The organism is Pseudodesulfovibrio sp. (genome assembly GCF_028692895.1).
Lineage (GTDB): Bacteria > Desulfobacterota > Desulfovibrionia > Desulfovibrionales > Desulfovibrionaceae > Pseudodesulfovibrio.
On sequence record NZ_JAQUWN010000033.1, the window covers coordinates 25,418 to 38,315 of the forward strand.

At 67.1% G+C, this 12,898-nt stretch carries 11 protein-coding genes; 2 read left to right on the forward strand and 9 right to left on the reverse strand.

Features of this window, described 5'->3' with window-relative positions; genetic code table 11:
• Positions 1-173: 173 nt before the first annotated feature.
• Positions 174-353 carry a hypothetical protein gene (locus tag PHP91_RS09890; protein ID WP_300140038.1) on the forward strand — a complete coding sequence of 60 codons (180 nt, stop codon included), beginning with the start codon at positions 174-176 and terminating at the stop codon, positions 351-353.
• Between the two features lie 113 nt (positions 354-466).
• Here the strand turns inward: PHP91_RS09890 and PHP91_RS09895 are convergent, their stop codons facing one another.
• The 8 genes from PHP91_RS09895 to lpxB all read right to left on the reverse strand — a co-directional run bounded on the left by PHP91_RS09895 (position 467) and on the right by lpxB (position 11,348).
• Positions 467-658: a hypothetical protein gene (locus PHP91_RS09895; protein WP_300140040.1), complete on the reverse strand. Its 192-nt coding sequence runs from the start codon at positions 656-658 to the stop codon at positions 467-469.
• Between the two features lie 30 nt (positions 659-688).
• The gene (locus PHP91_RS09900) at positions 689-1,183 is read right to left on the reverse strand and encodes a hypothetical protein (RefSeq protein WP_300140041.1); all 495 of its coding nucleotides are present in this window, start codon (positions 1,181-1,183) and stop codon (positions 689-691) included.
• 150 nt (positions 1,184-1,333) lie between these two features.
• A complete protein-coding gene (locus PHP91_RS09905) occupies positions 1,334-3,562 on the reverse strand; it encodes a CHASE4 domain-containing protein (RefSeq protein ID WP_300140043.1) in 2,229 nt (742 codons plus the stop codon).
• Between the two features lie 65 nt (positions 3,563-3,627).
• Positions 3,628-6,600 carry a PAS domain S-box protein gene (locus PHP91_RS09910; protein WP_300140045.1) on the reverse strand — a complete coding sequence of 991 codons (2,973 nt, stop codon included), beginning with the start codon at positions 6,598-6,600 and terminating at the stop codon, positions 3,628-3,630.
• 65 nt (positions 6,601-6,665) lie between these two features.
• The gene (locus PHP91_RS09915) at positions 6,666-8,948 is read right to left on the reverse strand and encodes an ATP-binding protein (protein WP_300140047.1); all 2,283 of its coding nucleotides are present in this window, start codon (positions 8,946-8,948) and stop codon (positions 6,666-6,668) included.
• Between the two features lie 19 nt (positions 8,949-8,967).
• Positions 8,968-9,729, reverse strand: a complete 762-nt coding sequence (locus PHP91_RS09920) for a transporter substrate-binding domain-containing protein (protein ID WP_300140049.1) — start codon at positions 9,727-9,729, stop codon at positions 8,968-8,970.
• Between the two features lie 95 nt (positions 9,730-9,824).
• Entirely contained in the window at positions 9,825-10,178 is a 354-nt protein-coding gene (locus PHP91_RS09925; RefSeq protein ID WP_300140051.1) for a DsrE family protein, read from the reverse strand.
• Positions 10,179-10,217: 39 nt separating this feature from the next.
• Positions 10,218-11,348, reverse strand: a complete 1,131-nt coding sequence (gene lpxB, locus PHP91_RS09930; protein WP_300140053.1) for a lipid-A-disaccharide synthase — start codon at positions 11,346-11,348, stop codon at positions 10,218-10,220.
• Positions 11,349-11,496: 148 nt separating this feature from the next.
• On the opposite strand from lpxB, the gene PHP91_RS09935 reads away from it, so the two are divergent.
• Complete coding sequence (locus PHP91_RS09935; RefSeq protein WP_300140054.1) at positions 11,497-12,417, forward strand: Gfo/Idh/MocA family oxidoreductase; 921 nt, start codon at positions 11,497-11,499, stop codon at positions 12,415-12,417.
• 258 nt (positions 12,418-12,675) lie between these two features.
• On the opposite strand, the gene PHP91_RS09940 is transcribed toward PHP91_RS09935, so the two are convergent.
• Positions 12,676-12,898: transposase (locus PHP91_RS09940; protein ID WP_366141559.1), on the reverse strand; the 223-nt coding region annotated here is incomplete at its 5' end.

Below are 12,898 nucleotides of genomic sequence, written 5' to 3' on the forward strand. Positions count from 1 at the left end.
GACGCCCTCGGCTCCCGCCATTCCGTGACCGAACGGCGTCAAGCTGCTGATCTTCGATGGCGACTTCCTGAAATTGAAGGAATAAGCCGATCCGCGCCGCCCCGATTGTCGGCGGGACCTGAGAAAGCCGGGTTTTTCGTCATCTCGCAACACAACGTATTTTGGAGGGATTCATGAAAGTGTGGAAGAAAGCCGTCGTCGTCCTTTGCCTGCTGGCCCTGACCATTCCCGTTTTCGGGTGCAGCGAGGAAGGCCCCATGGAAAAGGCCGGAAAGAAGATGGACCAGGCTGCGGAAGACGCCTCGGACGCGGCGCATGACGCGGCGGACAAGGCCAAGAAGATATTCGAATAGCGCGGCGTTCCGGCCCGGCTCGCCCTTGCGGCGCGTCCGGGCGGCGAAATGTTCGGGGGGGGGGCGGTCCGGTGAGCGGGCCGCCCCCTTGTCGTTGTCGGGGGGCGCTCGGGCTAGAACGACAGGTGCGTGGCCCAGGGCAGGTCCGGCCCGATGCGGGCGCAGAGCATGTTCAGGGCGTTGAGGATGCGCCGCTCGGACCGCCCGGCGAGCTCGGCCAGGACGTCGTCGGGGGCGAGGTCGAGGTTGGCGTCCTCGCGCAGGACGCGGATGATCTGTTCCCGCTCTTTCAGCTCCCGCCCCATCCGCAGCCGAGGACGCGAGGCAGGGGGGCGTCAGGCCGCCTGGGCCATGCCGGTGACGTTGCGAGCCCGCCACAGCTCCAGGTTCATGTGCAGCAGCAGGGCCACGCTGGCGGCCATGAAGGCGATGCCGATCCAGAACAGGACGCCCTCCAGGCCCACGGTGTTGATGACGTGGTCCGGGACCTTGACCACCTCCACCACAACCTCCATGAACAGGCCGAGGAGCAGGGCCGCCATGCCGTAGATGTGGCTGGCGTGGTCCGCCTCCTTCTCCACGGTCGGGCACCCTTTGGCGTAGGCGCCCAGTGACTCCATCAGGGTGCCCCGTTCCTCCAGGGCCACGCCCCAGGCCACGAGGATGACGGCCACGGTGTCCAGAATCTCCTCGATCTCGCCCGCGTTGCTGACGGTGTCGGACATCAGGTCGTACAGCTCGAAGGAGACCAGGGCGATGAACCCGACGATGAGCAGGTGGATCAGGGCGATGCCCCGGCGGGAAATGAGCAGGCGCAGCAGACGTTTCATGGCGATGGACGACTCCGCTTGAGAGGTGATGACGTGGGGCGCGGCGGCGACCGGACGCCGCCCGGCCCGGGACCGTCCGATGATTACGCAAAAAAGGCTGCGCTGCCAACGGGTTTTTGGCCCGCCGGGAAAGGTCGGCGGGGGATGTCGTCAGGCGTCTTCCGGCTGCATCAGGGGGATGGTGAAGAGGAAGGTGCTGCCGACCCCCAGCTCGGATTCGACCCGGATGACGCCGCCGTAGTGGGAGACGATCTGGCGGCAGATGGCCAGGCCAAGGCCCGTGCCGAACTGGTGGCTGTTCCGCAGGTTTTCGTCCCAGACCTGGTAGAAGATGTCGAAGACCTGCTCCACGTCCTCGGCCGGGATGCCCCGGCCCGTGTCCCTGACCCGGAACCGGGCGAAGTCGCCGTCCCGGACCACCGAGAGCCGGACCTCGCCCTGCTGCGTGAACTTGAAGGCGTTGTTCAGGAGATTTATCAGGACCTGCTGGATGCGGTCGGCGTCGGCCACGATGGTCAGTCCGGCGGGGGCCGGATCGACCACAAGGGCCACCTCCGGCTTTTCGGCTTCCTGCCCGGCGAAGACTTCGGCCGCGCTGGTCAGCAGGGTGGCCATGTCCAGCGGTTCGTCCCGCCACTCCATGCTGTCCGATTCGATCTTGTTCAGGTCCAGCAGGTCGTTGACCAGCCGCCCCAGGCGTTCGGCCTCGCTGCGCACGATGGCCATGTTTTCGGCGAATTGGCGGACCCTGGGCGACAGGGGCGCGTATTCCTCCAGGATGGGGGCGAAGGAGTTGCTGAACCGTCGTTCCATCAGCTTGACGAAGCCCAGGATGGAGGTCAGCGGCGTGCGCAGCTCGTGGGAGGCGGAGGAGAGGAACAGGGTCTTGGCCTTGTCCAGGACGATGAGGTCCTGGTTGGCCTTGGCCAGCTCGCTGGTCCGGGCGGCCACGGTGGCCTCCAGCCCTTCCTTGATCTTTTCCAGCTCGCGTCGGGACCGCTCTATTTCGCTGATGTCCACGATGGTCTCCAGCAGGAGCCGTTCCCCGTTCCGATCCACATAGGCCACGGACTTCATGATCGGGATGGTCCCGCCGGAAGCGGTCAGCAGTTCGCGCCTGGAGAGGTCCTCCGGCTGGCGCCGGTCCAGGATGGGGCACTGGTCGATTTGGGCCGGGCAGGTCAGCCTGTGGCAGATCTTGCCCACGACCTCCTCCCGCCCGCGGCCCGCCATGGCCAGGGCGTGCCGGTTGGCCGCGATGATGGTCCGGTCGCTCGGCCGGATGAGCAGGATGCCCACGGAGAGGGAGTCCAAGACCTGGTGGAGGAACCGTTCGCTGCTGGCGATCTCGGCGGCCTGGGCGAGTTGGTCCCGGTGGGAGCGGTCGATTTCCGCCAGGAGGCTGTTGAAGCTCCCGGCCAGGGCGGCGATTTCGTCCGTGCCGCGCACGGCCACGGCGGTCCCGCTGTCCGGGTTTCGGCGGATCGCCGCGATTTGGGCGTCCAGCGACTCCAGCCGCCGGAAGACCTTGAAGTGCAGGAGGAGGTAGGCCCCGAGGCAGAGCAGGATCATGGCCAGGGCGATGCCGACGCTGTTGTAGGTGGCCACCTTGTCGCCGTAGGCGGTCATGTCCCGGTTCACGGTCACGCGGATGGAGCCCGAAGTTCCGTCCAGGGTGCGCAGGGGGGCGATGCCCACGACGGCGGCCTCGCCCGCATCGGCCACGGTCTCCTCGTCGTCGGCCGTGGCGCCCTCGCCGGGCGGGATCAGCCGGACGGGGTGGCCCACGCCCCTGCCGATGGCTTCCACCATTTCGGGGGTGATGATGCGGACCATGGCCATGGTGCCCCTGGGCGGCCCCAGGCCTTCGCTGGTGAGGATCGGCCGGAGCGACACCAGGTGGTATTCGCCGCCGACGTAGACGATGCCGCCCCGGCCGCCCCTGTCACCCTTGATGGCCGGTAGGATGCCGCCGGTGATCCGGAGGAGTTCGGTCAGCAGCTCCGGCTCGTTCCTTTCCCGGGAGGACATGGCGCGGGCGAAGACCGCCTGGTCGTCGCTGTCGCGGATGATGATGGCGCAGAGCCCGAGGGCTTCGAAGGTCTCGTCGAGCAGGTTGGAGTCGCGGTATTCGCTGTTCCGGTCCCGGACGTAGGCGTAGGTGTCGTCCCATGTGGCCCAGTCGTTGACCGTGTCGTTTAGCTGGTCCAGCCGGTTTTGCAGCTCGTGGCGGGTCGAGTCCAGCGCGCCGAGCACATGCTGCCGCTCCAGCGCGGAGAACCCGGCGCGGATGACGTGATTGGAGAACAGCAGGTGCCCCGTGAAGATGACGGCGGAGAGGAGCAGCCCCGCCAGGACGGATATGTATCTCAGCTTCACGTGAAGTCACCCGCGGTTTGCCGACGTCGTGGCCCGCGATTGAGGAGCCGGGTTTTGCTTCGTGTTCATTCCGGCCCGTCGGCCGACGATTCGCACCGTTCCATCGTACCCTGAATCAAGGGCAGTGAAAAGTGGAACGTGCTTCCCCGGCCATGTTTCGATTCCACCCAGATGGAGCCGTCGTAGTGCTCCACTATTTCCTTGCAGATGGCGAGGCCGAGGCCAGTGCCCTTGGCTTCGCCGACCACGGTGTCGCCGTAGCGGATCTTGTGGAACTTGTCGAAGATGAGCGGCTGCTCGTTCAGGGGGATGCCGATGCCGGTGTCGGACACGGAGACCGTCAGGGCGTCGCGCGTGGCCCGGAGCCGGACCATGATCTCGCCCCGCTCCGTGAACTTGCCCGCGTTGTTGAGCAGGTTGATGAGCACCTGCTTGATCTTGTCGGCGTCGGCCAGGATCAGGGGCGTGGCGTTTGGGAAATCCGTGGCCAGCCGGACGTGGGGGTTCGCGGCGAAGGCCCCGGCCACGCTTTCCACGGACTGGCGGACCACGTCGCAGGGGTTGAGGAGCCGGTCGTTCCAGGTGGCGTTGCCCGACTCGATGCGGTTCAAGTCGAGAAAATCGTTGATGAGCCGGGTCAGCCGTTCGCCCTCGGTCCCGATGATGTCCAGGTTCTGGCGGATGCGCTCCCCCTTGCGCCGCAGCTCCGGCGAGTTGGCCAGGGGCTGGAAGAGCCTGCCGAACTCCTTGCCGGTGAGCTTGGCGAATCCCCGGATGGAGGTGAGCGGCGTGCGCAGCTCGTGGGAGACCGAGGAGACCAGGCCGGACTTGATCTCGTCCAGGGCCTTGAGCCGCCGGTTGGCCGTCTCCAGTTGGGTCGCCTTGCGTCCCAGCTCGCGGGTGCGCTCCTCGACCTTGCTCTCAAGCTCCTCGTTGAGCCGGGTGAGCTCCTCCATGTTGGCCTTGCGCTCGATGGCCAGGGCCACCTGTTCGGAGACGGCCTCCATGAAGGAGACGTCCTCCTCGGTGTAGTGGGCCGGGTTGGTATAGTGCTGCACGGCCATGGCGCCGATGATGACGCCCTTGATCTTGAGCGGGACCCCGAGCCAGACGGCGGGGAGGGTGCCGATGTAGCCGGTGCGCTCCATGTGCTCCGGGGTGGCGATGTCGTCGCGGGTGACGAGCAGGGGGCGGCCGGTGCGGACCACGTGGGCGGTCAGGCTCTTGGTCTTCGGGTTGCTGACGTTGACGATGTCGTAGTTGGCGTCCCGCTCGTCCTCGAAGTACGGGAGGACGATCCGGTCCTCCTGCGGGTCCAGCAGGCCGATGTAGAAGTTGGTGGCGTCGATGACCTCGCCGAGGATGGCGTGGATGGTGGCGTAGAGGTCGTGGAGGTCGCCGGAGGTGGTGATCGCCTTGGAGATGGCGTACATGGCCCGGGTGGTCCGTTCGCTGTTCTTGCGTTCGGTGATGTCCTGCAGGAAGCCTTCGAAGCAGGCCACGCCGCCTTGTTCGTCGCGAATGGTGCGGATGTTGGCCAGGACCCAGATGGGTTTGCCGTCGCGCCGCCTGAGGTGCATTTCGCATTGTTCCACGCTGTCCCGTTCGCGGATGGCGTCGAGGAAGCGCTGCCGGTCCTCCCGAACGGCGTAGCACTGGGTGGCGATGTCGAGCACCTCGGCCAGGAGCGCCTCGGGCGACTCGTAGCCGAGTATCCTGGCCGCGGCGGCGTTGGCCTTGATGAGCCTCCCGTCCGGGGTGGACTGGAAGATGCCGTTGTTCGCGTAGGTGAAGATGTCGCGGTACTGGCGCTCGGAAAACTTGAGGGCCTGGTCGGTCTTCTTCCACTCGGTGATGTCGGTGATGGTTCCGGCCAGCCGGCGGCAGGTTCCGTCCGCGTCCCTGGACGGGATGCCTCGCGCCAGGATCCAGCGGTAGGTGCCGTCCTTGTGGCGCAGGCGGAATTCCGTCTCGAAGTGCTCAAGGCCGCCCTCGATGCATTGGTAGTGCATGTCGAGGGCCCGGTCCCGGTCTTCCGGATGGAGAGAGTCGATCCAGCTTCTCAGCCTGTTGGGCATCTCGCCGTCCCGGTAGCCCAGGATGACCTTGTAACGGGGCGAGAAGTAGATCGTGTTCGAAGGCAGGTCCCAGTCCCATATGCCGTCGTAGGCGCCGCGCACCACCAGTTCGTATCGTTCCTCGCTCTTGCGCAGCGCCTCGCGCGCGTTCTCGCTTTCCGTAATGTCGATGAGGGAGCAGACGCGGTCGCCCGTGCCGGGGATGAGGCCCACGGAGACGTGGACCCGTTTGCGTACGCCTCCCCTGACCAGGAAGGTGAAGTTGTAGCGGCGGGGCGCCGCCCGTCCGTTCCCGCGCGCGGAGTGGTAGGTTCGCATCAATGCAAGGTCATCGGGATCGACCCGGTCCATCCAGGTCATCTTGTTCACGATCTCCGAGGCGGGGTAGCCGGAGAGCTCCTGAAACTGGGAGTTGCAGCTCCGGATGACGCCGTCGTCGCTGAAGATGACCATGGCCGTGCCCGTGTTCTCGAACAGGGTGCGGTAATACTGTTCGCTCTCCACGAGGGCGGCCTCGGCCTGTTTGATGTCCGAGATGTCCACCACCACGCCGCGTGCGCCCCGGGGCCGTCCGTCCTTGATGATCCGCTGGGCGTAGACCTTGACCGGGATGGGGGAGCCGTCCTTGCGCAGGCCGAGGTACTCGTGGCCCGGAGAGGGGGCGCCCGACAGGATGTCCTCAAGCGCGCGCATACCGAGGTCCAGGGAGTCGGGATGGATGGTCTGGGCGATGTTGACGCCCGCCTCGATGTCCTGCCTGGTGAAGCCGTAGATGTGCAGGGCGTAGTCGTTGACGTAGGTGAACCGGCCGTTCAGGTCGAGTTCGAATACCAATTGCGGCAGGGAGTCGACCATGTCGCGGAAGGCGTCGGGCCGAGACTCCAGCTCCCGGATGCGCGCCTGGAGCTCTTGTATATGTCGTCGCAACGCCGCCATGGTTTCCCTGTTCCCGTTTCCCATGCTTCGCCTATCTCATTAGCATACGCCGTTGCGGAGCGGACGGCAATACTGTCCATAACCGGGGATCAGCGTGTGCCGCCCGCGTGCCGCGCCACGGATTCGAGCAGCTTGCGCTTGCTGACGGGCTTGGCCAGGTAGCCGGTGCAGCCCGCGGCCTCGCACCGCTCCTGGTCCTCGCGGAAGGCGTTGGCCGTCACCGCGATGACCGGGGTGGGGGCGGCCCTCCGCTCGCGCTCCAGGGCCCGGATGGACCGGGTGGCCTCGTAGCCGTCCATGACCGGCATCTGGATGTCCATCAGCACCATGTCGTATTCGTTGCTGGAGAACTTCTCGACCGCCTCCCGGCCGTCCGAGGCGAAGTCGAGGGAGCAGGCGGTCTTGGAGAAATAGAGTTCGATGAGGGCCTGGTTTGAGTCCGAGTCCTCGGCCACGAGCAGGCGGACCGGGGTGCGGGCGAGGGTTTCGGTCAACCGCTCCAGGGACGGGCTGTCGGCGCGGGGGGCGACGGCCGCCGTTTCGCCCGCCCCGAAGTCCAGGGTGAAGGAGAAGGTGGAGCCGCGGCCGGGCGCGCTCTCCAGGTGGATGGACCCGCCCATGAGCCGGACCAGCCGGTCGCAGATGGCCAGGCCGAGCCCGGTGCCGCCGTACTTGCGGGTGGTGGAGGCGTCGGCCTGGGTGAAGCGGTTGAAGATTTCGCCCTGGACCTCACGGGGGATGCCGATGCCGGTGTCGGTCACGGTGAAGGTCATGCGGCCGGGCGGGTCGCTCTCGGCGCGGTCGATGGACAGGCGGACCGTCCCCGTTTCCGTGAACTTGACCCCGTTGTCGATGAGGTTGACCAGGACCTGGCGCAGCCGCACCGGGTCGCCCGAGAAGTGGGACGGGACGCGCTCGCCGATGTCCACGGTGAAGGCGAGCCCCTTCTGGCGGACGCGGCCCGCCACCACCTCGCGGGTGCGCTCGGCGAACTGGCGGGTGTCGATGGGCGCGTTCTCCAGGACCACCTCGCCCGCCTCGATCTTGGAGAGGTCGAGGACGTCGTTGATGATGCCGAGGAGCATCTCTCCGGAGGCTTGGAATATCTCGATGTATTGCTGTTGCAGCGGGGTGGGGCTGGTTTCGAGCATCAGCTCGGCCATGCCCAGGATGGTGTTCATGGGCGTGCGGATCTCGTGGCTCATGCCCGCCAGGAAGTCGCTTTTGGCCCGGTCGGCCGCCTCGGCCCGCTCCTTGGCCCGGGCCAGGTCGTCCTGGACCTTCTTGCGCGCCTCGATCTCCTGCTCCAGGGCGTCGTTGGCCCGGCGCATGGCCTCGGTGCGGTCGGCCAGCTCGGCCATCAGCGTGCCCGAACGCTCCACCGCCTCGTTGATGTCGTGCAGCTCCCGCAGGCGCGCGCCGGGCAGCGTGATGTCGCGCTCGCCCTTGCCGATGAGGTCCAGGCCGCGCACGCAACGCAGGATGGGCACCACGATGACCCGGTGGATGAAGCAGATGAACACGCCGAAGGCCAGGGCGAGGACGGCCACGGCCAGGATGCCGGTGTGGATGGCCCGCCCCGCCTCGGCCGCGATGGCGGTGAACCGGCTGTCGGCCGTGGTGGCGGCCTCCACGGAGAGGTTGCCCGCCACCTGCTCCAGGGTGGTGTTGACGTGCAGCCAGAGGAGTCGGCACCGCTTTTCGATGCGCAGGTCCTGCATGCGCAGGTCCAGGTAGGCCCCGGCCTGGTCGAGGGCGGCGCGGGCAGTCCCTGCGGCGTGGGAGGCCTTGGCCGCCTGGTCGAACTCCGCCTTGAGGGCGGTCAGGGTCTCGATGACCCGGGCCCGGGAGGCCAGGAACAGGGTGTTGGCCATGTCGCCGCCGTGCGGCAGGGAGAGCAGGGGGGCGAGGCGCGCGCCGCCGGGAGCGAAGTCGAGGAAGAGGATGTCGGCCTGTCGGCGCTTGTTGTCCTGCTCGTCGCGCAGGGTGGCCACGGCCTCGATGTCGCGATAGGCGTCCACCACCTGGCGGTTGACCTCCGGCTCGCCGAACACGGAGTCCTGGGTGAGGATGCGGGCGGCCAGGCGGTATTCGCGGCGGATGCGGGGATCGTCGGCCTGGTAGACGGTCTCGGCGAACCGGCCCAGCCGCTCCAGGTTCACGGCGGTGCGCTGCTTGACGAAGACCTCGGGCAGGACGACGTCCCGCGTGTCGGTGGCCAGGGCCCCGATGCGGGTCAGGGAGCGGGAGATGACCAGCCCGATGGTGGCGAGGATGATCAGGGCGATGAGGTGGAAGGCGACCATGGTGGGGACCAGACTCGGCTTGTCGTTCCGGTCCCCGGAGTTTTTTTTCGCGCGCTTGTTGCTCATTGGTGTTCCCGGCTGCGGCTCAATAGATGGAGAAGGGGAAGTATTTCCGGTTGATGCGGTCATAGGTCCCGTCCTGCCTGATGGTCTTGATGGCCGAGTCGATCGCGTCGAGGAGTTCCCGGTTCCCCTTGCGCACGGCGATGCGCGCGGTGGAGGATGGGTCGTCGGCGGGCAGGGGCACTCCCACGAAGTCGAAGCGGGCCCCTTTATCGGTCTGGAGGAAGCGGAAGGCTGCCAGGGAGTCCACCAGGGCGGCGTCCACCCGGCCGTCCTCCAGCAGGCCCAGGGTCTCGGCCAGGGTGGCGGTGAGCACGATCTTCGAGGTCGCGCCGTAGGTCCGCCGCAGGTAGCCGGCCTGTGCGGTCCCGGCCTGTGCGGCCAGGGACTTGTCCGCCAGCCCGCCCGGGGTCTGGATGAATTCCCGGCCCGGGTCGGCCACGAAGGAGGAGCGGGAGCGGTAATAGTAGTGGCTGAAGTCGACCAGGCGGCTCCGCTCCGGGGTCTCGGCCATGCTGGCCACGACCATGTCGTACCGTCCCGCCTCCAGGCCGGGGATCAATTGGCCCCAGGCGTCGACGAGCACGGTGCAGGGGCGGCCCATGGCTTCGCACAGGGCGCGGGCGATGTCCACGTCGAAACCGGCGGGCTCGCCCAGTTCATCCATGTAGTTGAACGGAGGATAAGCGCCCTCGGTGGCGATGCGAAGCCCCCCGTCCGCCAGGGCCGGAGAGCCGGAACCCAGGAGCAGCAGAACGAGGAGAAGGCGGCAGGCAAGATTCATGCGCCCTCCACGGTGGTTGCGTCACCGTTGAGTATGCCACGTCCTGGCCGACATATCCATGATTATGTATGCGCGGCCCCGCGCGGGGCGCCGGGTCAGAAGGTCAGTTGCCGCCACCCGGCCCGGAGCATATGGGTCACCGGCTCGCCCATGTAGCGGACGTCCACGCCCATGGCTTCGAGTTCCGCCGCCAGGCCGTAGTTGTCGGCGCAGGCGCGGCAGGCCCAGACCTCCACGCCGTCGCGCAGCATGGCCTTGATGGTTTCGCGGATGGCCGGGTCCTCGCAGGCCAGGCGGGCGGACGGGCCCCAGATGACCAGGCGCACCCGCTCCCACCAGCCGTTGCGCAGGGAGTTGTGGGCGTACATGAAGGCGAGATTGTGCGCCACTTCCGGGTCGGCGCTGCTCCAGATGATGAACATGGAATCCATGGCGGCGACTTCCTGCATGGGGCTCCTCCTTGCAAGGCGGGGGTTGCGGACGGGCGGTCAGGCCCCCAGGCGGGCCAGGTCGTCCAGGATGATGGACGCGGCGCGGCGGGCCGCTCCGGGAGCGCCCACCTGGTTCCGCAATCCGGCCAGGTTCCGGCGGACCGCGTCGTAGCGCGCCGGGTCGTCGAGCCAGGCGGCGGCGGTTTCGGCCAGGGTCGCGGGATTGGCCCGCTCCTGGATGTATTCCGGGTAGACCTCCCGGCCCGCGATGAGGTTGGGCAGGGAGATGAAATCCACGTTGACGAGCAGCCGCCCCACGATCTCCGAGAGTTTGGAGACCTTGTAGGCCACGATGGCCGGGGTGCCGATGAGCGCGGTCTCCAGGGTGACCGTGCCCGAGGCGGCCAGGATCAGCTTGCAGGCGCGGAAGGTCTCGTAGCGGGTGTCGGGCTCGACGCACTCCACGGGCACGTCGTCGGGCCAGAGAGCGGCGAGCTGCTCCTTGTCCCGCCCCGGGGCGCAGACCATGACGCAGCGCAGGCCCGGCCGGTCGGCGCGCAGCCGCCGGGCGGTCTGGGCGAAGAGGGGCAGCAGGGTGGCGATCTCGCGGGTGCGGCTGCCGGGCAGGATGCCGATCAGGTTCTCGTCCACGGGCCGGCGGTCCAGGTCGTCGAGGGGCAGGACGTCCATGAGCGGATGGCCCACGTATTCCACCTCCATGCCGAATCCGGCGTAGAAGGGCTTTTCGAAGGGCAGGATGCAGATGACCTTGCGGACGTGCTCGCGCAGGAAGTTGACCCGGCCGGAGCGCCAGGCCCAGATCTGCGGGCTGATGTAGTAGTAGACCGGGATGCCGAGCTTCCTGGCCGCCTTGGCGATGCGGAAGTTGAACTCCGGGCAGTCGATGAGGACCACGGCGCGTGGCCGCGTTTCGGCCAGCTCGCGCTTGATGGCCCTGAGCAGACGCAGGATGCGCGGCAGGCCGCCCAGGATTTCCGTGATGCCGACCAGGGATATCAGGCGCATGTCGTGGCGCTGCTCGAACCCCTCGGCGCGCATGGCCGGGCCGCCCATGCCGGTGAACCGGGCGGATGGGTCCAGGGCGCGCAGGTGCTTCATCAGCTCCGCGCCGTGCAGGTCGCCGGAGGCTTCGCCGACGCTGAACCAGATGGGGCGTTCGTCATTCATGGGCAGGGGTGTAAACCGCTTTGCCGGGCCTGCGCAAGCAGTTCGCTCGGCTGCGCCCGGTCCACGTACGTTCCATTGAGGTTGCCAACCCGACCGCGAGCGGGTAGAACCGGGCCGAAATACGAACCTGAGACCGAGGGATGCTGATATGTTGAAAGTCGGAGTGGTCGGCCTGGGCAAGATGGGGCGCATTCACCTGCGCAACTACACCGAGATGGCCGACGTCGAGGTCGTGGGCGTGGTGGACGTGGCGGCCGAGGCCCGGGAGGAGGTCGCGGCCCGGTTTGGGGTGGCCGCCTTCGCCACGGTGGAGGAGCTGCTGGCCCTTGGACCCGACGCGGTGAGCGTCTGCGTGCCGACCGTCTTGCACCACGACGCGGGGAGCAAGCTCCTCGACGCCAGGGTCAACGTCCTCATCGAGAAGCCGCTGGCCGCCACCGCCGGGGAAGGCGAGGAGCTGGTCCGTCTGGCCGCCGAAAACGGCGTCACCCTCATGGTCGGCCACGTGGAGCGGTTCAATCCGGCCATCGTCCGGCTCAAGGAGCTGCTGGGCGACGACGTGGTCTCCATCCAAATCACGCGCGTGAGCCCGTATCCGGCGCGCATCCAGGACGTGGGCGTCATCAAGGACCTCGGGTCGCACGACATAGACCTGATCCGCTTCCTGTCCGGTTCGGATTTCAAGTCGGTCCACGGGGTCTGGTCGGCCTCCCTGGGCGAGCACGAGGACAGCGCCCTGATTGCCGCCGAAATGGAGAACGGCGTGCTGGCGAGCGTCACCACCAACTGGCTGACCCCGTACCGGGAGCGCAGCATTGCCGTGACCTGCAAGGCCCGGCGGCTGGCGGCGAACCTGATAACCCAGGAGGTCCGCGAATATTCGGCCGCGCCCGGCTGCGACAACGCCTGGACCGTGCGCGAATGGCCCGTCATGGCCCGCGAGACCATCAAGGAGGAGCTGACCCGGTTCATCGAAGCGGTGCGCGGCGGCGCGGCGGCCCCCATCACCGGCGAGGACGGCCTCAAGGTCCTCCAGGTGTTCGACCGGATTTTCTCCCGCGCCGGGTAGCGCGGGCGGCGAAGCAATGGAAAAGGCCCCGTCTCCAGCGAGACGGGGCCTTTCTTATGCGGCCCCATGTCAATCCCTCCCATTTGCCCTGTCTTCGACTGTTCACAGGCCATACTTCACCCTCAGCATAACGGCTAATTTGTTGTATTCATTTTCTTATTCGTACTCTGCGGCACCAAGTACCGATTCGGTACGGTAGTTGTTTTGGATCGCCATTTTGTTCGTAGTCGATGCTACCTAAGGCCCCCCGCGATCCGTTCAGGCCGTTGCCGGTGGCAAGCTGAGCTTCCACAGCAATGCGGCCAGCTTTCGAGCCAGCGCGGTGATCGCCTTTTGCGGCACGCCGTGTCGGCTCAAAATCCGATTGTAGAACTCCCGCGCCCATTCATCCCGTTGCTTCCAGCCCCAGGCCGCCTCCACGAGCAGGCTTCGCAACCGGCGTTGCCCGACCGGACGGATGAACGACTTTTCCTTCCCCCCG